This window comes from Wenzhouxiangella marina (genome assembly GCF_001187785.1).
GTDB lineage: Bacteria > Pseudomonadota > Gammaproteobacteria > Xanthomonadales > Wenzhouxiangellaceae > Wenzhouxiangella > Wenzhouxiangella marina.
On record NZ_CP012154.1, the window covers coordinates 2,676,278 to 2,697,985 of the forward strand.

The 21,708-nt window shown below is 63.9% G+C and carries 23 protein-coding genes; 12 read left to right on the forward strand and 11 right to left on the reverse strand.

Going from position 1 to position 21,708, the window contains the following annotated elements; translation table 11 throughout:
- Window positions 1-292 precede the first annotated feature (292 nt).
- Window positions 293-853 (reverse strand): GTP-binding protein, encoded by a 561-nt coding sequence (locus WM2015_RS11360; protein ID WP_049726158.1) that lies wholly within the window; start codon window positions 851-853, stop codon window positions 293-295.
- A gap of 2 nt (window positions 854-855) precedes the next feature.
- Window positions 856-1,269, reverse strand: a complete 414-nt coding sequence (locus WM2015_RS15895; protein WP_156201130.1) for a hypothetical protein — start codon at window positions 1,267-1,269, stop codon at window positions 856-858.
- 507 nt (window positions 1,270-1,776) lie between these two features.
- Here WM2015_RS15895 and WM2015_RS11370 point away from each other — a divergent pair.
- A complete protein-coding gene (locus WM2015_RS11370) occupies window positions 1,777-2,433 on the forward strand; it encodes a response regulator transcription factor (protein ID WP_082169688.1) in 657 nt (218 codons plus the stop codon).
- 9 nt (window positions 2,434-2,442) lie between these two features.
- Here the strand turns inward: WM2015_RS11370 and WM2015_RS11375 are convergent, their stop codons facing one another.
- The gene (locus WM2015_RS11375; RefSeq protein WP_049726161.1) at window positions 2,443-3,576 is read right to left on the reverse strand and encodes an alkane 1-monooxygenase; all 1,134 of its coding nucleotides are present in this window, start codon (window positions 3,574-3,576) and stop codon (window positions 2,443-2,445) included.
- 76 nt (window positions 3,577-3,652) lie between these two features.
- Here WM2015_RS11375 and WM2015_RS11380 point away from each other — a divergent pair, with 76 nt between their 5' ends.
- The 9 genes from WM2015_RS11380 to WM2015_RS11420 all read left to right on the forward strand — a co-directional run bounded on the left by WM2015_RS11380 (window position 3,653) and on the right by WM2015_RS11420 (window position 11,611).
- On the forward strand, window positions 3,653-4,708 hold the full coding sequence (locus tag WM2015_RS11380; RefSeq protein ID WP_049726162.1) for a helix-turn-helix domain-containing protein: 1,056 nt from the start codon (window positions 3,653-3,655) through the stop codon (window positions 4,706-4,708).
- A 174-nt stretch (window positions 4,709-4,882) separates the two neighbouring features.
- Window positions 4,883-5,428, forward strand: a complete 546-nt coding sequence (locus WM2015_RS11385) for an Lcl C-terminal domain-containing protein (RefSeq protein ID WP_169751164.1) — start codon at window positions 4,883-4,885, stop codon at window positions 5,426-5,428.
- 97 nt (window positions 5,429-5,525) lie between these two features.
- The gene (locus WM2015_RS11390) at window positions 5,526-6,053 is read left to right on the forward strand and encodes a transcription termination/antitermination NusG family protein (protein WP_049726164.1); all 528 of its coding nucleotides are present in this window, start codon (window positions 5,526-5,528) and stop codon (window positions 6,051-6,053) included.
- A 26-nt stretch (window positions 6,054-6,079) separates the two neighbouring features.
- On the forward strand, window positions 6,080-7,441 hold the full coding sequence (locus WM2015_RS11395; RefSeq protein ID WP_049726165.1) for a phosphohexomutase domain-containing protein: 1,362 nt from the start codon (window positions 6,080-6,082) through the stop codon (window positions 7,439-7,441).
- Between the two features lie 175 nt (window positions 7,442-7,616).
- Entirely contained in the window at window positions 7,617-7,802 is a 186-nt protein-coding gene (locus tag WM2015_RS11400; RefSeq protein ID WP_049726166.1) for a hypothetical protein, read from the forward strand.
- Complete coding sequence (locus tag WM2015_RS11405) at window positions 7,799-8,827, forward strand: NAD-dependent epimerase (protein WP_049726167.1); 1,029 nt, start codon at window positions 7,799-7,801, stop codon at window positions 8,825-8,827. The genes WM2015_RS11400 and WM2015_RS11405 overlap by 4 nt, the downstream gene beginning before the upstream one ends.
- A 12-nt stretch (window positions 8,828-8,839) precedes the next feature.
- Window positions 8,840-10,156, forward strand: coding sequence for a nucleotide sugar dehydrogenase (locus WM2015_RS11410; RefSeq protein ID WP_245609760.1), 1,317 nt, complete (start codon window positions 8,840-8,842; stop codon window positions 10,154-10,156).
- A 57-nt stretch (window positions 10,157-10,213) separates the two neighbouring features.
- Complete coding sequence (locus tag WM2015_RS11415; RefSeq protein ID WP_245609761.1) at window positions 10,214-11,002, forward strand: tyrosine-protein phosphatase; 789 nt, start codon at window positions 10,214-10,216, stop codon at window positions 11,000-11,002.
- Complete coding sequence (locus WM2015_RS11420; protein ID WP_049726170.1) at window positions 11,003-11,611, forward strand: GNAT family N-acetyltransferase; 609 nt, start codon at window positions 11,003-11,005, stop codon at window positions 11,609-11,611.
- A gap of 15 nt (window positions 11,612-11,626) precedes the next feature.
- Here WM2015_RS11420 and WM2015_RS11425 read toward each other — a convergent pair whose 3' ends face one another.
- On the reverse strand, window positions 11,627-13,432 hold the full coding sequence (locus tag WM2015_RS11425) for a DUF885 domain-containing protein (RefSeq protein ID WP_049727073.1): 1,806 nt from the start codon (window positions 13,430-13,432) through the stop codon (window positions 11,627-11,629).
- A 102-nt stretch (window positions 13,433-13,534) separates the two neighbouring features.
- Here WM2015_RS11425 and trhA point away from each other — a divergent pair, with 102 nt between their 5' ends.
- Both trhA and WM2015_RS11435 read left to right on the forward strand, forming a co-directional pair.
- Complete coding sequence (gene trhA, locus WM2015_RS11430) at window positions 13,535-14,179, forward strand: PAQR family membrane homeostasis protein TrhA (RefSeq protein WP_211260926.1); 645 nt, start codon at window positions 13,535-13,537, stop codon at window positions 14,177-14,179.
- A 55-nt stretch (window positions 14,180-14,234) separates the two neighbouring features.
- A complete protein-coding gene (locus tag WM2015_RS11435) occupies window positions 14,235-14,756 on the forward strand; it encodes a YSC84-related protein (RefSeq protein ID WP_049726172.1) in 522 nt (173 codons plus the stop codon).
- Window positions 14,757-14,764: 8 nt separating this feature from the next.
- On the opposite strand, the gene WM2015_RS11440 is transcribed toward WM2015_RS11435, so the two are convergent.
- The 7 genes from WM2015_RS11440 to rpsK form a co-directional block, all read right to left on the reverse strand.
- On the reverse strand, window positions 14,765-16,531 hold the full coding sequence (locus WM2015_RS11440) for an ABC transporter transmembrane domain-containing protein (RefSeq protein WP_049726173.1): 1,767 nt from the start codon (window positions 16,529-16,531) through the stop codon (window positions 14,765-14,767).
- A gap of 7 nt (window positions 16,532-16,538) precedes the next feature.
- Window positions 16,539-17,438: an EamA family transporter RarD gene (gene rarD, locus WM2015_RS11445; protein WP_169751061.1), complete on the reverse strand. Its 900-nt coding sequence runs from the start codon at window positions 17,436-17,438 to the stop codon at window positions 16,539-16,541.
- The gene (locus tag WM2015_RS11450; protein WP_049726174.1) at window positions 17,435-19,027 is read right to left on the reverse strand and encodes an AsmA family protein; all 1,593 of its coding nucleotides are present in this window, start codon (window positions 19,025-19,027) and stop codon (window positions 17,435-17,437) included. Before WM2015_RS11450 ends, rarD begins: the two co-directional genes overlap by 4 nt.
- 166 nt (window positions 19,028-19,193) lie before the next feature.
- Window positions 19,194-19,580: a 50S ribosomal protein L17 gene (rplQ, locus tag WM2015_RS11455; protein ID WP_049726175.1), complete on the reverse strand. Its 387-nt coding sequence runs from the start codon at window positions 19,578-19,580 to the stop codon at window positions 19,194-19,196.
- Window positions 19,581-19,591: 11 nt separating this feature from the next.
- Window positions 19,592-20,596, reverse strand: coding sequence for a DNA-directed RNA polymerase subunit alpha (locus tag WM2015_RS11460; protein WP_211260927.1), 1,005 nt, complete (start codon window positions 20,594-20,596; stop codon window positions 19,592-19,594).
- 60 nt (window positions 20,597-20,656) lie between these two features.
- On the reverse strand, window positions 20,657-21,283 hold the full coding sequence (gene rpsD, locus WM2015_RS11465; RefSeq protein ID WP_049726176.1) for a 30S ribosomal protein S4: 627 nt from the start codon (window positions 21,281-21,283) through the stop codon (window positions 20,657-20,659).
- A 26-nt stretch (window positions 21,284-21,309) separates the two neighbouring features.
- The gene (gene rpsK / locus WM2015_RS11470; protein ID WP_049726177.1) at window positions 21,310-21,702 is read right to left on the reverse strand and encodes a 30S ribosomal protein S11; all 393 of its coding nucleotides are present in this window, start codon (window positions 21,700-21,702) and stop codon (window positions 21,310-21,312) included.
- Window positions 21,703-21,708 lie beyond the last annotated feature (6 nt).

The window sequence follows — 21,708 nt, forward strand, 5'->3', positions numbered from 1 at the left end:
TTCAGGGCTGCCACTGGACATCGACCTGCGATCCAATCTCAGCCTGATGAAGTTCAGAGACTAGATCCATTGGGAAAAATGTCCATAGAGGATTCCCCTAAAAATTTCACCGTAACGGGAAATAAAGTGACCCAGTTCGCATCCCGCGCTGCGAATAGCGAAACACGGTCGGAGGAATGCTTGGCACGAAAACTCGGAGAAAGCGTGCTCGGGTCATTCGTCGTGGAGTGACGCGACGGGATCCAGAAGTCTGTACGGTGTCCTGGCGCCAACGGCCTCCGCGCGGCGAAGCTCAGCGGGAATGATGTCGATGAACCATCGGATGCAGCTCGGCCACCAGCGCCAGCAGCGCCACTTTCACATCATCGCGCTCGCGCGCATCGACTTCGAAAACGGGCAGACTCAAACCTTCTTCCTGCAAGGCAAGGCGATAGGGCTCGAGATCGACGGCTTCGGAAAGATCACAGCGCGTGATGCCGACCACCGTGCCCGACCCCGCCCGATCCATCAGAGAGCGAAACGCCTTCAGGTAGAACTCGAGGTCACCAAGGGGATCGGGCCGCGCATGATCGAGCAACAGCACGAGGCCGATCGCCCGCTCGGCCAGGATGTCCCACATGAAGCTGAAGCGTTCCTGTCCCGGCGCGCCGATCAGCTGGATCGTGGTTCGATCATCGATGTCCAGCGTGCCGTAGTCCATCGCCACGGTGGTCTGCGCCTTGCGCTCCCGGACCTCATCGCTGGCTCCGGCCTCCGTACGAGACACGGGGCTATCACTGACGGCAGCGATGGCCGAGGTCTTGCCGGCGCCGACGGGACCGGCGAACAGAATGCGATCGAGTTGGCCACGCATACTCACAATCCGGACATGCGTTCGAACAGGCGCGACCAGAACCCCCCGGCCGCGGGCGCCTCAACGGCATCCTTCGAAGCCGGTGCAGACACGGAATCGGGCTGGGAACTGACGACGCGGACGTACCCGGCCGCGACCACCGCGTTGAAGAAGCGCAGCGCTTCGGTCTGGGGCACGCGAAGCTTGCGATAGGCGATCGACATGCTGCTCGGACGCCTCGCCAGCAGTGAGGCCAGGGCAAAGAGGGACTGGGCGTGAGGCAGCCGAGTGAAGTTCGGCCATTGCCGCATCTCGATGATGTCATAAGGATGGCACTCGTCGATCAGCGCCGAGTCGGAGGCGAACCATCCTGCCCGATACAACAGTTCATCGAGTGCGCGCGCACCGCCATCGGGCGATGCCGAGTCTGCTTGCATGATCAAGGCCTCGGGCCGAGCAGTAAAGAAGCCTTCCTCGGAGCGGATATGGGACTTGAACAGCTTGCGAACGGGGTCGATCCAGACATGGCCATGATCCGGAACCTTCAGTAGGACTGGGTCGGTCCCTTCGATGGACTGTCGGATCGGTTGAATCAGACAATCGGCTGCCGCAAACCGAGGCAAGCTCGATGCGGCGCCCCTTGGCTTGCGACTCATTTCACGCATACACGATCAATCTTGCGCGCCAGTCCACGGGAATTGAATCACCAACATCAGCCATGCACCCCTTCAATGCCGTTCATCTGAATTGAATCGGATTTCTTCGGCGACCCACGGCACGAGGAGAACGCGCACTTCCATGTCATCGCCAACGCTACAAATCCCTTTCAGCCCGTATTGTCAACAGGCGGCCAGGGGACTGTCCATCAGGGTTTCCCTGAGTCAATATCTCGGTCCATGCGTGTATGCTAATGCGATTGAACTCTGCAACCATTCTTTGAACGCATGAACACGCCTGTCGTTCAGGTATCCATCGTACTGAAAAGCGATCTACTGGCCATAGGCCTGGAACAATCTCTCAAATCCAAAGAGAGCCATCTCTTGAATATCGCCAGGCACTCCCCGCCGCAGGCGATCAAGAGCATCAAGGAAGGCAAGACGGACGTCCTGATCCTCGACGCACAACTCGGTCGATCCATTGCGCATGCCCTTCCCGACAAGCCACATGAGCCGAAGATCCTGCTGATCTCCGAACGTCAACAGGCCGGCGCCGAGTTGCCCATCGAGCGACGCCATCTCTGCGGTTTGATGCCGCTGCAAGCGAGCGAAGAACAGCTGATGGAATCGCTCGACGTGATGATCGACTGTGACTCTGCATCCATCTGTCCCGACGCCTGTCGTCGCTGCGCTCTCTCAAAGACCCTTTCTCCCTCCCCACCCGACCTGACCACGCGAGAGCTGCAGATCTTCGAGTACCTTGGACAACTTCTGTCGACCCGCGAGATCACCGAGCAGCTGAACATCAGCCCGAAGACCGTCGAGTCCCACTGCGCCAACATCAAGCGCAAGCTGAACCTGTCCGATTCTCGCGAGCTTCTACAGGCCGCCATCGATTGGAAGCGCGGCGACTGGGAGGACCCCGACAATCCGAAGGAAGGATGAGCGTCCGAGTCAATTTCCGCGATTGACCCGGGCGAGTTCACCATCGACGTGCGGTAGCTCCATCAATCGCGGGTTCATGACACGGAACCATAGCGGCGGCAGATAGGCCAGCAGGAACATGCCGAAATAGCCGCTGGGCAAGCGCGGCACGTCGTCGAAATCGCGCAGGCACTGATAGCGTCGACCGGGATGCGCGTGATGGTCTGAATGGCGCTCGAGGTGGAACAGCAGCAGATTGGACATGACGTGGTTGCTGTTCCAGCTGTGGTGCGGCTGGCAGCGCTCGTAGCGACCATCGGCGAGACGCCTGCGGAGCAGCCCGTAGTGCTCGACGTAGTTGGCGCTGGTCAGCTGGAACCAGGCGACCAGGTTGTGGACGAGCAGGAACACCAGCGCCGGCCAGCCCAACAGCCAGATCAGCGCCCCCTGGAGCAGCAGCGCGATCAGGTTCGACTGCAGAATCGTGTTGTGCAGGCTGAAGATCGAGCGCCCGCGACGAGCCAGACGTGCGCGCTCGATCCGCCAGGCGCGTTTCAGTCCACCGGGAATCTCGCGCAGTGCAAAGCCGTAGATCGTCTCGCCCAGGCGCGCGCTGGCGCTGTCCTCGGGCGTGGCCACCTGCTTGTGGTGCCCGTAGTTGTGCTCGACCGTGAAATGCCCGTAGAAGGGCACGGCCAGAGCGATCCGACTCAGGGCCTGGTCGACCGGATGGCGGTGATGCCCCATCTCGTGGGCCGTATTGACCGCCATTCCCGACGCCAGCCCGGTCACCAGAGCCAACAGCAGGAAGGCCGACAGACCCAGGCCGGCGGTGACGGCATACGCGCAGGCCACGACGAGCGTGATCAGATGCAGGGGCACGGTGAGCCAGGTCAGCCAGCGGTAGTAGCGATCGGCCTGCAGCTCGGGCACGGCCGCTTCGGGCGGGTTGCCGGCATCTTCGCCCAGCAGGTAATCGAGCAGCGGAATCAGGCCATAGGTCAGCAGCAGCGGCAGCAGAAACCAGGCCTCCTGGCCAGTCAGGTGATGCAGGCCGACCGCGTACAGCGGCAGCGGCGGGTACAACACCGACAGCAGCCAGGCGTAGCGCTTGCGGTCGCGATACGCGGCCGGGGCACTCATCTGGGCGGGAATCGAGTTCATGGGCAAGCTCACCGTGGTTTCGAATGGGGTCAGTCTGGGCTTGCCGGGGACCGGCGACTAGGGTAGAACTGGCCGCATGATGGTCATTTCTCGCCAAAGCTCAGCCTCGCCACCGGATCCGGGCCTGCCGATCAGCTACGTGATGCGCTTTCTGGACCTGGTGGCCCGGGAACCCGACGAGCGTCGACAGCTGCTCGATCTGGCCGGACTCGACCCGGCGCGCCTGAACGGCCCTCCCCTTCCCCTCTCTCAATTACTGGATCTGCTGGGCCTCCTCGACGAACGCCTGCCGCCCGGCTGGCATGCGGCGCCGGCCATGAGCCTGGACCCGGCGCAGCACGGTCCGCTGGGTCTGGCCACGATCAGCGCATCGAATCTGGGCCAGGCGCTCGACACCCTGGTTCGGTTCGAGCCGGTCCGGGCACCCTGGACCTGCCTTCGCCTTGTTAACGAGTCCGACCACCGGGTGCTGGTCCTGTCGCAGCGCTTTCCGCTCTCGGGCCCGGGTGAACGGCTCATGGAAATCAACCTGCTGGCCCTGTGTGCGCTGATCGCTCCCCTGATGGGCTCGGACGCACAGCGCCTGATCACCGAACTGCCCTGGCCGGCCGAGCATCAAGCCACCGCGTTGCGCGAGGCCCTGCCCGGCCCCCTGATCACCGGCGGAAAGCGCCTGGCCCTGCGGGTTCCCCGCGATTGCGCGGACCTTCCCTGCCCGTTGGCCGACCCCGAACTGCACGCCCTGATGCGCAACCGCTGCCAGCGCCTGCTCCGCGATCCCGAAGATCGGCCGATCAGCGGCCAGGTCTCGCTGGTCCTGCTCGAACACGGCGGTCGAAACCCCGGTCTGCAGGCCGTTGCACGGGAACTCGGACGATCGTCACGCAGCCTGAGTCGCCACCTGGCCGACGAAGGCGTGGACTATCGACAGCTCGTCGATCGGACTCGCCAGGCCATCGCCGAGGACCTGCTGCGCCACACCCGCATTCCCCTGGCCGAGATCGCTCAACAGCTCGGCTACGCCGATCCGTCGAACTTCAATCGCGCCTTTCGCCGCTGGACCGGCTGCAGCCCCGGCGCCCTGCGCCGAACCGCAGCAATCACTTGCATGTCCAATACCGGCATTTCATAATGATCGTGCCTTGATCGGTAGCGTCTTCGAGTTGGATTTCGAGCGACGGTCCGGGCGCTGAAAGGAAAGGGGTGGACATGCTCAAGGCAGGTCCTCACTGCAGAGTCGCTTGAAGCACAGCGCTTGGCGCTGGCGGAAGCAGACTGAAACTGCCTGTCAACAAGGATGTTCTTCATGACACAACTCCGAATTCGAACCACGCTGACGCTGCTCTTGCTGATGGCGTTTTCCACCGCCACCGTCGCTCAAGACAGTCATTGTCAGCTCGGGATCGGTGAGGACGAAGCCAGCACCCCCAGCGACGAATTCGAGCTGCCTCGCGATGGCACCGTGATTCACGTCCGTACCGACCTGCAGTGGGCGCAATGCGCATTGGGTCAGGGTTGGAGTCGCGACAGCTGCACGGGCCAGGCCGAATCGATGACCTGGAGCGAAGCGCAGACTGCAATCGACGAACTCAACCGAACCGGCGAACTGGGTGGCTACACCGACTGGCGGTTGCCGACTCGAGAGGAGCTGGAGACGATCGTGGAGAAGTGTCGGGAAGCACCGGCCATCAATGATGATATCTTTCCCGACACCCCTTGGGCAGGCTTCTGGACGAGCAGCCTGGACACCGAGGAAGAAGGTGACGCCTGGTTCATCGGCTTCTACTATGGGCTGACCCTGGAGTATTCCCGGGACTCCAGCTACCGCGTCCGTCCAGTTCGCTACCGCTGAGGCAAGGCATCGGGGGACATTGGCGGTTGCGCCAGACTTGTCATGGCAGGCACAATGTTCATCGATTGAACAAGCTGAACGCCTAGATGACAGGATCATGATCGATCCAACTTCGCATCATCAGGACCGGCACTGGCATGCCGTGTTCTGCAAGCCTCGTCAGGATGCCCGCGCGGAGGAGCACCTGCTCAATCAGGGCTTCGAGATCTTCCGACCGAAGACCCGCGTGCGTCGCGCCCAACCGGGCCGCCGTCAGGTCCTGCACGAATCCATGTTTCCCCGCTACCTGTTCGTCCGCCTGCACCGGGGTGTGGACGACTGGAGCACGATCCGATCGACTCGAGGTACCGTGGGTCTGGTCCGGCTGGGCCTGCAGGCGCCGATCGTGCCCGACCAGGTCATCGAAAGCCTGCGTCAGCGATGTGATGATCAGGGCGTCATCAACCTGGCCGGTGCGATCGACTATCAGCCGAACGAGCTTATCGAGATCACCGAGGGCCCCTGCGCCGGCTACCGGGCCCTGTTCCAGGCCAGAACCGGCGATGAACGCGTCATCGTGCTGCTGCGCCTCCTGCATCAGGAACGACGCGTGGAGCTGGACGAAAACAGCATTCGTCGCGCCTGAGTCCACGTCAACCAGAGCGCTGCCCGATGAAAACCCTCGAACACTCGCCCTTCAAGGCCTACGATCTGCGCGGCCGCGTTCCAGAGTCCCTCAATAGCGAGCGAGCGCAAGCGATCGGTCGTGCCTACGCCCGGATCATCGGCCCGACCGGCCCGGTCGTCATCGGACGGGACATGCGTCTATCGAGCCCGGAACTCGCCCAGGCCCTGACCGAAGGCCTGAACCAGGCCGGCACCGACACGATCGATATCGGGCTCTGCGGCACCGAACTCGTCTACCATGCGGCCTCGCGCCCGGGCATGGGTGGCGGAATCATGATCACTGCCAGCCACAATCCGGCCGATTACAACGGCATGAAGATGGTGCGCGAACAGGCCATTCCGATCAGCGCGGACACGGGCTTGAAGGACATCGAGCATGCGGTGGCCGAGGGCCTTCCCGCCGCCGACGTCGAAGCCGGAACGACCGGCCAGGAAGACGTGCTGGACCAGTACGTGGCCCGCATGCTCGGCCAGATCGAGGCCGACCGACTCAGACCCCTGAAGGTCGTGGTCAATGCCGGCAACGGCTGTGCCGGCCCGGCCTTCGATGCCATCGCCCGGCACCTGCCGCTGCAGATCAGTCGTCTGCACCACCAGCCCGATGGCCATTTTCCGAACGGCGTTCCCAACCCGCTGCTACCGGAGAACCGCGCAGAAACCAGTCAGGCGGTGCGCCAGGCCGATGCCGATTTCGGCATCGCCTGGGACGGTGATTTCGATCGCTGCTTCTTCTTCGACGAGGACGGCCGCTTCATCGAAGGCTACTACCTGGTGGGATTGTTCGCAGCGACCCTGCTCGAAAAGCAGCCGGGCGGCAAGATCGTCCTCGACCCTCGCCTGATCTGGAACACCCTGGATCAGGTGCAGCAGGCCGGCGGCGTTCCCCTGATCAACAAGAGCGGCCATGCCTTCATCAAGGAGCGGATGCGAGCCGAGGACGCGCTCTACGGAGGGGAGATGTCGGCCCATCACTATTTTCGCGACTTCTCCTTCTGTGACAGCGGCATGCTGCCCTGGCTGCTGCTGGCCGAAACGCTCTCGACCACGGGCAGGAGCCTCGGTGAACTGGTCGACGAGCGCATCCGCGCCTACCCGTGCAGCGGCGAGATCAATTTCTCCGTCCCCGATGCCGGTCAGGCACTGCAGACCATCTTCGACGCGTACCGACAAGAGGATCCGGTCATCGATCGAACCGATGGCATCAGCATGGATTTCGGCAACTGGCGCTTCAATCTGCGCGCCTCGAACACCGAGCCGGTCATCCGCCTGAACGTCGAGACCCGGGGCGATCAGGCCCTGCTCGAGGACCGGGTCGGTGAACTGACCCGCCGGATCGAGCAGCTGTAAGATGCTCACCAGGGGGCTCGCCTTGATCACCGAAGCGATGGCATCCCCATCGGCATCCCGCTTGTCGCCGAGACTGTCATCACGATCGTCATACCGATCGTCATCTCGCTGTCGCGCGATCGGCCCAGACTGACGCCCGGCTATCATTCGCTCAATGCAGGACTGACCCAGACTCATGCGCATCACCATCATCGGCACCGGTTACGTCGGCCTGGTCACCGGCACCTGCCTGGGCGACTTGCATGTGCTCGAGGGCGTCGAGGCGGTCAAGCATTCGCAGAAGCACCGCCTGGCCGAGCGAGGCTTCGAGCACTATCCCTTCGGCCGCCGGGCCCCCTCGGCTGGATCGTGTGAACCATGATCTGGACTTCGCGCCAAGGTCCTGTGCTGGTGACCGGCAGCGCCGGCTTCATCGGTTCTCATGTCACCCACGTGCTGCTCGATCGCGGTGAACGCGTTGTCGGCCTCGACAACCTCAACGACTATTACGATGTCGAGCTCAAACGGGCCCGCCTGTCCCGACTGCAGGAACGGCCCGGCTATCGGCACCTGCAGGCCGACCTGGTCGATCGCGAGGCGATCGAGGGCCTGTTCGAAGAGCACCGGCCCGGTCGTGTGGTTCACCTGGCCGCGCAAGCCGGCGTTCGCTACGCGGCGACCAATCCACACGCCTACACGAGCAGCAATGTCACCGGCTTCCTGCACATCCTCGAGGGCTGCCGGCACCACTCGGTCGACCACCTGGTCTTCGCCTCGACCAGTTCGGTCTATGGCGCCAACACGACGATGCCCTTTTCGGAGCACCAGTCCACCGAACACCCACTGACCCTGTACGCGGCGACCAAGAAGGCCAACGAGATGATGGCGCACAGCTACGCGCATCTCTATGGCATTCCCTGCACGGGCCTGCGCTTCTTTACCGTCTACGGGCCATGGGGCCGCCCCGACATGGCGCTGTTTCTCTTCACGCGCGCGATCCTGGCCGGCGAGCCGATCAAGGTCTTCAATCACGGCCACCACAAGCGGAGCTTCACCTACATCGACGACATCGTCGAAGGCGTGATCCGAGTGCTCGATCAGCCAGCCCGGGCCGACACCGGATGGTCATCGGATCAACCGGACCCGGCGCGCAGCAACGCGCCCTACCGCCTGTTCAACATCGGCAACGAGGAGCCGGTCGAATTGCTGCGCTACATCCAGGTTCTCGAGGACTGCCTGGGCCGCAAGGCCGAGATGGAATTGTTGCCGCTGCAGCCCGGCGACGTGCCCGACACGGAAGCCGATGTCAGTGAACTGATCCAGGCCGTCGACTATCGCCCTCGGGTCTCGGTCGAACAGGGCGTCCGCCGCTTCGTCGACTGGTACCGCGAGTACTACCGCTGCTAAGGAACCAGCACCATGCGTGAATCATTGATGCGACAGCTCGAGAACGGCGAGGCGAGCATTGCCATCGTCGGCCTCGGCTACGTCGGACTGCCGCTGGCCGTCGCCTTCGGTCGCAAGTTCCGTACCCTGGGCTTCGACATCGACGCCCGGCGAATCGAGCAACTGCGCCAGGGCCGGGATGCCACCCTGGAAGTCGACGCCGAAGAACTGGCCTCGGCCGACCAGCTGAGCTTCAGTGACCAGGCCGACGCGCTGAGTGCGGCGAGCGTCTTCGTGGTCACGGTGCCGACGCCGATCGACTCGGCCAAGCGCCCGGACCTCCGCCCCCTCGAAGCCGCCTCCGCCCTGGTCGGTCGGGCGCTGAGCCCCGGTGACCTGGTGATCTTCGAGTCCACCGTCTACCCGGGTGCGACCGAAGAAGTCTGCGTGCCGATCCTGGAGCGCGAATCCGGGCTTCGCTACCTCGACGGCAGCGAGCATGAAGACGATGCCGGCTTCCATTGCGGCTACAGCCCGGAACGCATCAACCCCGGCGACCGGCAGCACCGTCTGAGCGACATCGTCAAGGTCACCTCGGGGTCCAGCCCCGCTGCCGCCGAGGCGGTCGATGCCCTCTACCGGCAGATCATTCGCGCAGGCACCTTCCGGGCCGAGTCGATCCGCGTCGCCGAAGCGGCCAAGGTCATCGAGAACACCCAGCGGGACCTGAACATCGCCCTGGTCAACGAGCTGGCCATCCTGTTCTCCCGCCTCGGCCTGGACACGGCCAGCGTGCTGGCCGCGGCCGGCAGCAAGTGGAATTTCCTGCCGTTCAAACCCGGTCTGGTCGGCGGCCACTGCATCGGCGTCGACCCCTACTACCTCACGCACAAGGCGCAGAGCGTCGGCCATCACCCGGCCGTGATCCTGGCCGGCCGTCGCGTCAACGACGCCATGGGCCAGTTCGTGGCCAGCCAGGTCCTCCGACTCATGGCCGAGCGAGCGGTCTACGCGCCCGGCGCCCGGGTCCTGGTCCTGGGCCTGACCTTCAAGGAGAACTGCCCGGACCTGCGCAACACGCGCGTCATCGATCTGATCCGGGAACTCGAGGCCTTCAAGCTGAACGTGGACGTGCACGACCCCTGGGCCGATGCCGCCCAGGCCCGCGAGGAATACGGGATCGAACTGGTCGATCGACCGAGCAGCGGCCAGTATGCGGCCGTGATCCATGCCGTGGCGCACGGACAGTTCCGGCAGGCCGAGACCCTGCGCGGCTACCTGTCGAGCCAGGGCGTGCTCTACGATGTGCGAGCCACGCTGGATCGGGCGCAGGTGGATGGTCGCCTGTAGTGAGTGGGCTTCGGTTGATCTGCTAAGCTGAAGACCTTCCATAGCGCTTCCAGGCCCGTGTACGCCGACCTTCACTGCCACATTCTCCCCGGCATCGACGACGGTTCGAAGGACCTCGAACAGTCACTGGCGATGGCGCGTCTGGCCGTGGAAGACGGCATCCGGACCGTGGTGGTCACGCCGCATCACCTCAACGGGGTCTACGCCAATCCCGCCGTCGAGGTCGCCAGAGCCCTACGGGAACTGAGAGAGGCCCTGATCGCCGAGGGGATTCCGCTCAAGCTGCTGCCCGGCTCCGAACTCCATCTGGTGCCCGAACTACCGGCGGAGCTGGCCGCAGGACGCGCCCTGACGCTGGCCGACCGGGGCCAGGCCGCACTCGTCGAGCTACCGGTCCACACGGTGCCGATGGGCTCCGAGCACTTGCTCGAGCAGATCATTGCCCAGGGCCTGCAACCGATCATCGCTCACCCGGAGCGCAACAGCGAGCTCCGCCAGCATCCGGAGATCCTCGAGGAATGGGTCTCGATGGGCTGCCTGGCCCAGGTGACGGCGCAAAGCTGCACCGGCCAGTTCGGTCCGCAGATCCGTGATGCCGCCCGGCAGATGGTCCAGCGTGGCCTGGTGCATGTCGTGGCCTCCGATGCTCATCGCGACCGCCGGCGCATCCCCCATCTGTCCGAGGCACAGCGGCAGATCGCCCAGTGGACCAACCAGACCGTGGCCGACCTGATCGCGATCGACTTCCCGCACCGCCTGATCGCCGGTCGCCGGCCCGACACCGAGGCCCTGACCGACGCACTGCCACCTCCCAGAAAGCGCTGGTGGCAACGCCTGGTCGGCTAGATGGACTGGCGGATCGAATCACTCACGGACGAGGCCGTTCAGCCCTGGCTGGATCAGGTGGCCGGGCAGCGCATTCGGGTCTTTCGCGAATGGCCCTACCTGTATGACGGTGATCTGGCCTACGAGCGCGATTACCTGGCCCACTTCGCGGCCGCCGAAGGTCACGTGCTGGTGCTCGCACGGCACGGCGACGAGGTCATCGGTTGCGCGACCGCCATGGCCATGCGCGGCGCCGATCCGGCGTTCCAGCAGCCCTTCGTGCAGGCTGGCTTCGACCTCGATGAGATCATGTATTTCGGTGAGTCCGTGCTGCACCCCGACTGGCGAGGCCAGGGCATCGGGCATCGCTTCTTCGACGAGCGCGAGGCCCAGGCCCGCCGTCTCGGCAAGCGCTGGGCGACGTTCTGCGCCGTTCAAAGGCCGTCCTCGCACCCGCTCCGACCGGCCGACTATCGGCCGCTCGATGCCTTCTGGGAGAAGCGTGGCTACCGTCGCCAGGACGCCTTGCGCGTCGACTATCCATGGAAGGATCTCGGCCAGTCAGCCGAAACCCAGAAAACCATGGTCTTCTGGACCCGCGAACTGCCCGTGGCGAACACGGGCCGTTGAGCCGGGCGAGCTCGGTCAGTTCGAGGGCCTCGAGTCGCCCATCAGTTCGGCAATGACCGCGACCGGAGCCGATCCGTAGCTCAGGAACTGATTGTGGAAGGCCTCCAGATCGAAGCCCTCGCCCAGCGCCGCCCGCTGGCGCTCGCGGAAGTCGTAGATTTCCGCATAACCCGAGAAGTACGAGGTCAGCTGCACCTGCGACAGGGTCACACGACGCCACTTCTGGGTGGCCTCGGAGACCTCCTGGAAGGCGTCCTCCTGAAGCATCCGCAAGGCCTCGTCGCGGCCCATGCCTTCGACGTGCACGGCGTAGTCGAGAATGGCGTTGTGAATCACTCGTAGCGCCCACTTGCCGTACATCAACCACATCTCGGGCTCCTGATCGCCCCAGCCGGCCTCGAGCATCATCCGCTCGGCATAGACGGCCCAGCCTTCGACCATGGCACCGTTGCCGAACAGGCTCTTGACCAGGCTGGGCGAGCGATTGGCGTGCAGCAGCTGCGTGTAGTGCCCCGGGATCGCTTCGTGGATGTTGAGGATCTGCAGGATCCAGTGGTTGTATTCACGCAGATAACTGGCCGCCAGCTCCTCGCCGTAGGTTTCCAGTGGCGTGACGTTGTAGTAGGTCTCGGCTCCAGGATTGAAGGGACCCGGGGCGCTGACCGAGGCGATCGCACCGCCGCCCCGCATGTATTCCGGCGTTTCCCGAACCACCAGCGGCTTGTCGGGGTCCTGTTCGAGCAGGTGATGCTCTCGGACGAAGTCGGCCAGCGCGGGAATCTGCCGGCGAATTTCGGGGATGAACTCGTCGACCGTGACATGCCGGTCGGACAGGTGATCGATGAGGCGAGCGATGCGATCGCGCGGCTGCTCGGGCAGCTCGACATCGGGGAAATAGTTCGGCCAAAGACCGACCGCGATCTCGTCCATGTCGGCCAGCACCCGCTCCTTCTCCGCCAGCGCCCGCTGGTAGAGCTGCGCGGCCGTGAAATCCGCCTGGATGTCGAAGGCGAACTTGGGCTCGTAGAGCTCCGCACCGATCCGGAAGGAGCGCGCCTCACCGCTGGCCTCGAGCTCGGCCTGCAGGCCTTCGAGGTGGGCGATCCAGCCCTCGATCGCGGCACGGGCCTCGCCCAGCTCGGCCAGGAAGCGGTCGCGAGCCTCATCGTCGAAGCCAGCTTCCTCGAGTTTGGCTTCGAGGGGCTCGCCGAGGCTGGCCAGGCCCCCTCGGTTCTGCTGGATCGCCAGCTCCGTGTGTTCCAGGGTCGGGCGCTCGAGGTTGGCCCGGGCCGCCGCATAGTAGTCGGGCACTCGACTCAATCGGGCCTCGATGAGGGCCAGGCGCTCGTCCAGCGGGGCAAAATCGGTGTTGAGCAGCACGTTGATGACGCCGGCCACGTTGTACTGGGACGGCATCCAGGCCCAGCCACGAAACTCTTCCTGGTACCAGCGAAGCGCACGCAGACGATTTTCCAGCAGCGCCAGGTCCGTGCGCTCGGCAGGATCCAGGCGCTCCGGCTCGTACTCACCCAGTTCCGCCAGCGCCTGATCGATGAGGGCGAGCGTGGCCGCGCGCTGCTCGGCATTCGGGATCGTCACCCGCCCTGCGCCCTCGTAGCGCCCCTGGTAGACCGCCCATTCGGGGCTATGCTCGATCATGCGCTCGATCAGGGCGTTGGCCACCTGGGCAAAAGGCGCCTGGACTTCATCGGGCATGGACGGCTCCGGCGCCGGCGTCGTGCGCGGTGCCGGCTCGGTGGATTCGCCACAAGCGACCAGCAGCGCCAGCAAAAGGGTCAGGACGGATACGGTTCGAAACACGGGGGCAGCCTCATCGGACATTGAAACAGGTCCGTCATGCTACCCCAATTCCACGCCGTTCCCTCCCCCGTTCAGCATTCGCTTGGTGCTATGATCCGCACCATGTCCGGGATGAAGCTGCATCGCGAAGAGATCGCCAATGCCCTGACCCATGGGATCGGCGTGATTCTGTCCATTGGCGGCGGGGCCGTGTTGATCACCCTCGCCAGCGTCTACGCAGGTGCCCGCGAAATCGTCAGCGCGGCGGTCTTCTCGGCCGCGCTGGTGCTGCTCTACACCGCCTCCACCCTCTATCACGCCGTCCGGCACCCGCGCCTGAAATCACACCTGAAGGTGCTCGATCACTGCGCGATCTTCCTGATGATCGCCGCCACCTACACCCCCTTTACCGTGGCCGCCATCCGCGGCGGCTGGGGCTGGTCCCTGTTTGGCGTCGTCTGGGGCCTGGCGGTGTTCGGCATCGTCTTCAAGGTCTTCTTCACCGGGCGCTTCAAGGCCCTGTCGACGGCCACCTACATCGGCATGGGCTGGCTCATCGTGGTTGCCTTCGCGCCACTGAGTCAGGCACTGACCCCGACCGCCCTGACCCTGCTGATCCTGGGCGGCGTGTTCTTCACCGCCGGCACGATCTTCTACCATTTCGAACGCATCCCCTACAGCCACGCCATCTGGCATCTGTTCGTGCTCGCGGGCAGTATCTGCCATTTCGGCGCCGTGACCGCACAGCTGCTCAGCAACGCCGGCTGAACCTCGCCGCCCGGCGACGGTCCATCGAAAGACCCGAACGAAACGGAACTGCTCCATGCTGCGATCGCTCACCACGCTCTGCCTCGTCCTGCTGCTTGGCGCCTGCGCCTCCACGCCCGATGACTCCAGCCTGATCCGCGAGTCTCGCGCGGCCATGGAGCGCTTCCTCGACCGCGATCCGGGCCTCCAGCAATGGGTGGATCATGCGCATGCCTACGTGATCTTTCCGGACATTGCCAAGGGCGGATTCTGGGTCGGCGGAGGCTTCGGACGGGGGATCGTCTTCCAGGGCGGCGCACCGATCGGGCGTGCATCCGTGTCCCAGGCCACGATCGGGCCACAGATCGGCGCCCAGGCCTATGCTCAGGTCATCTTCTTCGAGGACGCCGCGGCTCTGGCGACCTTCCAGCGCGAGAACTTCGAGTTCTCGGCCCAGGCGACGGCCGTTGCCGCCACCGCCGGTGCCGCGGCCACGACCAGCTACGAGCGCGGCGTGGCGGCCTTCATCCTGGTCCGAGGGGGCCTGATGGCGGAAGTCACGGTCGGCGGTCAGAAATTCCGTTACCAGTCGCTGTAGGCGGGGCGCTACTCGAGAAACTGAAGTCGCGCCAGGCGCGCGTAGAGCTCGCTGTTCTCGATCAGCTCCTGGTGGCGGCCCTGGGCCACCACACGCCCCGCTTCCAGCACGACGATGCGGTCAGCACGCCGCACCGTCGCCAGGCGGTGGGCGATGATCAGTACCGTTCGATCCCGGCTGATCTCATCCAGAGCATCCTGCACCAGGCGCTCGCTTTCGGCGTCCAGGCTCGCGGTGGCCTCGTCGAGTAACAGCAGGGGCGGATCCTTGGCCAGAGCCCGGGCGATGGCCAGTCGCTGGCGCTGTCCGCCGGACAGACTCAGTCCCTTCTCACCAAGGAAACTATTGTAGGCCTCGGGCAGCGCGGAAAGGAACTCATGCGCCGCCGCGGCCCGCGCCGCCCGCTCGATGAGTTCCGGATCCGGTGCATCGAGCCCGTAGCCGATGTTCTCCGCAGCGGTTCCCGAGAACAACACGACACCCTGCGGCACGAGGCCCATGGCCGAGCGCAGTTCGTGCAGATCGAGATCGCGCAGATCGACCCCATTGAGACGGATCCGACCCTGATCCGGATCGTGGAAACGCAGCAGCAGCTGGAACAGCGTGGACTTGCCGGCGCCCGAAGGACCGACCACGGCAATCGTTTCGCCCGGCTCGATCTCGAGATCCAGACCGGACAGCACCGGCTCCGAGGGCCGATCCGGATAGGCAAAACTCACGCCCTCGATGCTCAGACCGAGAGGCGGCTCGGGCATCGGCCGGGGCTCCGCCGGGCTTTCGATTCGCGGGCGCAGCTGGAGCAGTTCCGACAAGCGTTCCATGGCACCGGCCGCCCGCTGGATCTGTCCCCATATCTCGGACAGACCTGCCGTCGAGCCGGCCGTGATGGCGGCATAGAGGACGAACTGCCCGAGCTGACCGGGGGACATCTGGCCGCTCAACACGGCGCGCGCTCCCAGCCAGAGCACAAAGGTCATGGAACAGAAGGTCAGCAGGATCACCACCACGATCAGCACCGTGCTGGCCGCGATTCTGCGCTGATTGGCGCCCAGGGCCTGTTCGACGATATCTCGAAAACGCGCCGCTTCGTGCGATTCACGCGCGAAGGCCTGGACCGTCTGGATGGCGTTGATCGCCTCGTCACCGCGGGCGCTGATGTCGGCAATACGATCCTGCGCCCGACTCGACAGTCGCCGGACCCAGCGCCCCAGCACCAGCACGGGCACCACGATCAGGATGATCAACAGGGCGATCACACCGGCCAGGGACGGCGCGGTGAACACCAGGGCCAGCGCGCTGGCGACCAGCATCAGCAGGTTTCGTAGCCCGAAGGACACGGTCGAACCCACGAGCGTTTCGATCAGGGTCGTGTCGGTATTGATGCGCGACAGGACCTCGCCGGTGCGAGTCCGCGCGAAAAAGGCGGGGTCCATGACCAGCACGCGCTCGAAAACAGCCGAGCGGATATCCGCCACGACTCGCTGTCCCAGCCAGCTGACCCAGTAGAAACGCAGGCCACCGCCGACCGCCATCACGGCGGCGGCCCCAGCGAGCAGCCAGAACCAGCGATTGATTCTCGTCAGATCCTCGGCCACGAAGCCTCGATCGATGACCTGGCCCACGGCCGCCGGGATGGCCAGGGCGCCCGCTGCCGAGATCAGCAGGAAGACCAGGGCCAGCAGGATCTGCAAGCGGTAGCGGATCAGAAAGGGCCGCAGCGCGGACAATGAAGCCACCTGCTTGCTGGCGGGGCGTTGATTGGCTGAATTTTCCATGAGCCTTCTACAGGGGCATACGGGCGCGGCGACGCCGATGGAGGCTGGACAGGGTGTAGAGAATCAGTGCGATCCAGATGCAACCGAAAGTGACCGCGTGGTCGGAGGTGAACGGTTCGGCGTACACGAAGACGGCCAGGATGAAGGTCATGCTCGGCGCCAGATACTGCAGCAGGCCCATGGTGCTCAATGGCAAGCGGCGCACACCGGCAGCGAACAGCAGCAGGGGAATCACGGTGACCAGGCCTGTCCCGGCGAGCAAAGCCGCCGTGCCAGGCTCGCTGGGATCGAAAACCATCCGTCCCTCCGAGGACAGCAGCAAGATCCAGCCCAGGGCCAGCGGTGCCGCGATCAGGGTCTCCCAGAACAAGCCCACCATCGGGCCGACCTCGATGAGCTTGCGCAGCACCGAATACATGGCAAAGGAAAAGGCCAGACCCAGCGCCATCCAGGGCACGACGCCGACCTGCCATGCCATGTAGCCCGTGCCCGCCGCCGCAATGAGCACCGCCAGGGTCTGCAGCCCCGTCAGGCGCTCGCGGAAAATGATCATGCCCAGAACGACATTGACCAGTGGATTGATGAAATAGCCAAGGCTCGTCGACAGAACGCGGCCGCTATTGACCGCATAAACGAAAATCAACCAGTTGATCAGGATCAGCGCGCTCGACAGGGCCAGTGTCAACAGCACCCGGCGCGAAACGCGCAGCCGTGAAAACAATTTGCCTCGATGTCGGAACACAAGCACCAGACCGAGGAAGACCACGGACCAGAGCACCCGGTGAGCAATGATCTCATCCGCCCCGACCCCGCCGAGAAACTTGAAATAGATCGGAGCCAGTCCCCAGAAGGCGAAGGCACTCAGCGCGGCCAGCAGGCCGATATAGGTTTCTCGCTCGGCGTTCACTGCCCCGGTGCCTCGCTCGGCAACGGCCACTGCAGCTCCGGATCGAGCAGACTCCCCGACAACCCGATCGGGGTGACGGCTTCGGCACCGATCAGATCCAGACGGCCACTCAGACTGCGATCGGGCAATGCGATCTCGAGTCCCCCCTGAACCACCAGGTCCTCTCGAACCATCTGGAATTCCTGCAGCCGGACGCGATCCTGCAGCAGCTCGACTCGAGCGCTGAAGAAGTCGAATCCGGGTCCGGGCGTGGGCACGAGACCGCGCGGAAGCAGATGCTCCAGTGGCGCCCATTCGCCCGCCCAGAGCTCGATGGCCCCCTCCCCCTCGGTCTGCAGGATTCCCGCGTCGCGCTGGGTGCTCAAGGACATGGACAGGGCACCGGATCCACCGGGCAACCAGTCGAGTGGTACCGCGCGCGCCAGTTCATCGAGACGGTCGGCATCCACCCGAAATCCGAGACGACTCGCCACGTCACCGTCACTCAAGTCGAAGACGCCGAGCGCGGTCAGCTGACCTCCGGGGACGGCTGCGCTGAGCTCATCGACCCGAAGCTGCTGGTCCCGGCCCTGAGCCTGAAGGGCAAGATCCCGCATCACCAGCCCGAGCTGTGCCACCTGGTCCGCCCTCACCTCGAGATCGAAATCCATCCCCCGCGCGGCCTCGATCACCTTCGAAGCCTCACGATGTCCGTCCTCGCCCGCCAGCAATGCCGGAATTCGGGCAACGTCGAGATCGACGAATGCCGAGGACAGTCGAGCGTTGACGTAAGGTCGATCGAAGGCCGTGTACTGAATCGAGGCATCGAATGCATGTTCGTTGATCCTGAGCAAACCACCTTCCAGGCTGACGCTCAGAGGCGGGCCGGGACGAACATCGAGTTCTCCGACCATGTTGATCAGGAAATGTCCATTCTCCAGGCTCCCCTCCAGATGCATGTCCTGCAGGCGGAAGCGCCCCCCGTCCAGCGGCCGGAGAAGGCCGACCACCTCGAGCTCATCGAACAGCGGAGGCTGCCCCACATTGCCCCGGAACTGGAATTGCATCGGCTCCCCGGGTGCGAAGCCCTCGAGAGCGACGTGCTCGATTTCAAGCGAATCCGCCCGTTCACCGAGGTCGTCGCTCAGGCGGATCAGGACATCGTCTGCTTCGATCGGGCCACTGAGCCAGCCCATACGAGTCTCGGAACCCGAATCCCCGGTCAACAGCCCCGTCAGGGTGCTGCTGCCGTCGCTGGATGCGTGCAGATTGATGGCGGCACCCTTAAGGCGCACTTCTCTGGCATCCATTTCACCCCGAAGCAGAGGCAACAGGCGAACCTGCATCTCCATCAACTCGGCCTCCAGCAAGGCCGGCCCCGACCGTTCCCGCGGCCCGGACAGTTCGACCTGCTCGGCTTCAAGACGAAGCCCGGGAAAGAGACGAAGTCTGAGGTCTCCCCGAATCTCGATACGGCGCCCCGTGTCCCCCTCGATATGCTGGGCCACCAGGCGCTTGAGTCGGGCTTCGTCGAGAAGGATCGCACCGGTCCCATACAGTCCCAGCAGGATGATCAGAAGGGCAGCAGAAATCGCGATCCGATTACGCATCGGCTAGTTCGTCCTTGCAGATGACCCGTTCATTCTACGTGCACTGCCGCCAACAACCGGTCCTTTCTGTCCTGCGATCCAATCGGACAGGCGAGGCCTGAGTGAAAAGAAAAAGCCCGGCACGATGGCCGGGCTTTCCTGAACCTCCGGTTGAAGCTCCCGGAAATCAATCGGCGCTGTCGGCGCCCGGTGCATCCGGACGATCCACCAGCTCGACGTAGGCCATCGGCGCGTTGTCCCCAGCACGGTAGCCGCACTTGAGAATACGCAGGTACCCACCCGGACGTTGGGCGTAGCGCGGTGCGATTTCGCTGAACAGTTTGCCCACGGCATCCTTGTCGCGAAGGCGGCTGAAGGCCAGACGACGCTTGGCTACGGTATCTTCCTTGGCCAGGGTGATCAGCGGCTCTGCGACCCGACGCAGTTCCTTGGCCTTGGGCAGCGTGGTCTTGATCAGCTCGTGCTGAATCAGGCTCGCCGTCATGTTGCGGAACATCGCACGACGGTGCGACGAATTGCGGTTGAGCTTACGCCCGGCTTTGCGATGACGCATGGTGTTTCTCCTTAACGCTCGGTACGGGCCAGGCTTGCCGGCGGCCAGTTTTCCAGCCGGGTGCCCAGGGTCAGGTCATGAGAGGCCAGAACCGTCTTGATTTCGGTCAGTGATTTCTTGCCAAGATTCGGGGTCTTGAGCAGCTCGGTTTCGGTCCGCTGGACCAGGTCACCCACGTACTGGATGTGCTCGGCCTTGAGACAGTTAGCGGAACGCACGGTCAGTTCCAGGTCATCGATCGGGCGCATCAGCACCGGATCGAAGGTTTCGGTCGCGGTTTCGGTCTGGTCCTTCTCGCGTGCCACGAAATCGACGAACACCGACATCTGGTCGACGAGGATTCCCGCAGCCAGCTTGACCGCGTCCTCGCAGCTCATGGTGCCGTTGGTGTCGATATCCAGCACCAGCTTGTCCAGGTCCGTCCGCTGTGCCACACGGGCGCTTTCGACGCTGTAGGCCACGCGATGAACCGGACAGTAGGACGCATCCAGCTGCAGACGCCCGATGGTGCGCGTCTCTTCCTCGTTGAACTTGTGAACCGTTGCCGGCTGGTAACCCACACCACGAGTCACCTTCAGCTGCATGTGCAGTTTGGTGTTCTTGGTCAGGTTGCAGATGACGTGCTCCGGATTCACGATCTCGACGTCGTGGTCGAGCTGGATATCACCCGCCGTGACCGGGCCGGCCTTGTCCTTGGACAGGGTCAGCACGGCCTCGTCGCGCGAGTGCATGCGAACGGCCACGTCCTTGAGGTTCAGCAGCAGCTCGACGATATCTTCCTGCAGACCGTCGACGGCCGTGTACTCGTGCAGCACACCGTCGATTTCGACTTCGGTGATCGCACTGCCCGGAATCGAGGACAGGAGGACACGGCGCAGGGCATTGCCCAGCGTGTGCCCGAAACCGCGCTCCAGCGGCTCCAGCGTGATGCGAGCACGGCGCGGCGTGATTTCGTCGACCAATAGGCCTTTCGGCTTGAGCATATTGCCGATGAGTTCGCTGATCTGGCCTGACATGAAATACCTCTGAAAATATTGCGCTTGATTCAAGAAGCCGGCAACTGCCGGCTTCAAGGATTACTTCGAGTAGAGCTCGACAATCAGGTTTTCGTTGATGTCAGGCGGCAGGTCATCGCGATCCGGCGACGCCTTGTATACCCCTTCCATCTTGTCGAAGTCCACATCGACCCAGGCCGGAATCGTGTCCAGCTCGCGCGAAACATTGATGGCTTCCTGGATACGCAGCTGCTTCTTCGCCTTCTCGCGAATGGAGATCTTGTCGTCCGGACGAATCTGAGCCGACGGAATGTTCAGCACCTTGCCGTTGACCTCGATCGAACGATGACTGACCAGCTGACGCGCCTGAGCGCGAGTGACGGCAAAGCCCATGCGGTAGACCACGTTGTCCAGGCGGTTCTCCAGCAGCTTGAGCAGGTTCTCGCCGGTCGCGCCTTTCTGACGGGCGGCTTCCTTGTAGTAGTTGCGGAACTGCTTCTCCAGCACGCCGTACATGCGGCGCACTTTCTGTTTCTCACGCAGCTGCAGCGCATAGTCCGACAGGCGCTGGCGGCGGCTGTCTCCATGCTGCCCAGGCGGCTGGTTCAGCTTGCACTTGGAATCCAGGCCACGCGCCGGGCTCTTCAGATTCAGATCCATGCCCTCGCGGCGAGCGAGTTTGCAGGTCGGTCCGGTATATCTAGCCATAATCTCTTCTCAATCCACTGAGGTCGTCAGACGCGACGCTTCTTCGGAGGACGGCAGCCGTTGTGCGGAATCGGCGTGACGTCGATGATATTGGTGATCTTGAAGCCCACGGCGTTCAGAGAACGCACGGAGGATTCGCGACCCGGTCCCGGCCCGTTGACCCGGACCTCCAGGTTCTTCATGCCGTATTCCTGCGCAACGCGGCCGGCGTTCTCGGCAGCCACCTGGGCTGCGAACGGCGTCGACTTGCGTGAACCGCGGAAACCGGAGCCACCGCTGGTGGCCCAGGACACGGCGTTGCCCTGGCGATCGGTGATGGTGATGATGGTATTGTTGAACGAGGCATGCACATGGGCGATGCCGTCCACAATGACCTTCTTGACCTTCTTCTTGCCCTTGGCTGTCTGCTGCTTGGCCATCGACTA

Bases quoted from the DNA above. Each gene is read 5' to 3' on its own strand.
- WM2015_RS11400 (WP_049726166.1), top strand. From the start codon at position 7,617: ATGCGCATCACCATCATCGGCACCGGTTACGTCGGCCTGGTCACCGGC.
- rplQ (WP_049726175.1), bottom strand. From the start codon at position 19,580: ATGCGTCATCGCAAAGCCGGGCGTAAGCTCAACCGCAATTCGTCGCAC.
- trhA (WP_211260926.1), top strand. From the start codon at position 13,535: ATGTCCGGGATGAAGCTGCATCGCGAAGAGATCGCCAATGCCCTGACC.
- WM2015_RS11370 (WP_082169688.1), top strand. From the start codon at position 1,777: ATGAACACGCCTGTCGTTCAGGTATCCATCGTACTGAAAAGCGATCTA.
- WM2015_RS11360 (WP_049726158.1), bottom strand. From the start codon at position 853: ATGCGTGGCCAACTCGATCGCATTCTGTTCGCCGGTCCCGTCGGCGCC.
- WM2015_RS11450 (WP_049726174.1), bottom strand. From the start codon at position 19,027: ATGCGTAATCGGATCGCGATTTCTGCTGCCCTTCTGATCATCCTGCTG.
- WM2015_RS11435 (WP_049726172.1), top strand. From the start codon at position 14,235: ATGCTGCGATCGCTCACCACGCTCTGCCTCGTCCTGCTGCTTGGCGCC.
- rpsK (WP_049726177.1), bottom strand. From the start codon at position 21,702: ATGGCCAAGCAGCAGACAGCCAAGGGCAAGAAGAAGGTCAAGAAGGTC.
- WM2015_RS11410 (WP_245609760.1), top strand. From the start codon at position 8,840: ATGCGTGAATCATTGATGCGACAGCTCGAGAACGGCGAGGCGAGCATT.
- rpsD (WP_049726176.1), bottom strand. From the start codon at position 21,283: ATGGCTAGATATACCGGACCGACCTGCAAACTCGCTCGCCGCGAGGGC.
- WM2015_RS11390 (WP_049726164.1), top strand. From the start codon at position 5,526: ATGATCGATCCAACTTCGCATCATCAGGACCGGCACTGGCATGCCGTG.
- WM2015_RS11460 (WP_211260927.1), bottom strand. From the start codon at position 20,596: ATGTCAGGCCAGATCAGCGAACTCATCGGCAATATGCTCAAGCCGAAA.
- WM2015_RS11375 (WP_049726161.1), bottom strand. From the start codon at position 3,576: ATGAACTCGATTCCCGCCCAGATGAGTGCCCCGGCCGCGTATCGCGAC.
- WM2015_RS11405 (WP_049726167.1), top strand. From the start codon at position 7,799: ATGATCTGGACTTCGCGCCAAGGTCCTGTGCTGGTGACCGGCAGCGCC.
- WM2015_RS11420 (WP_049726170.1), top strand. From the start codon at position 11,003: ATGGACTGGCGGATCGAATCACTCACGGACGAGGCCGTTCAGCCCTGG.
- WM2015_RS11380 (WP_049726162.1), top strand. From the start codon at position 3,653: ATGATGGTCATTTCTCGCCAAAGCTCAGCCTCGCCACCGGATCCGGGC.
- WM2015_RS11385 (WP_169751164.1), top strand. From the start codon at position 4,883: ATGACACAACTCCGAATTCGAACCACGCTGACGCTGCTCTTGCTGATG.
- WM2015_RS11395 (WP_049726165.1), top strand. From the start codon at position 6,080: ATGAAAACCCTCGAACACTCGCCCTTCAAGGCCTACGATCTGCGCGGC.
- WM2015_RS11440 (WP_049726173.1), bottom strand. From the start codon at position 16,531: ATGGAAAATTCAGCCAATCAACGCCCCGCCAGCAAGCAGGTGGCTTCA.
- WM2015_RS15895 (WP_156201130.1), bottom strand. From the start codon at position 1,269: ATGCAAGCAGACTCGGCATCGCCCGATGGCGGTGCGCGCGCACTCGAT.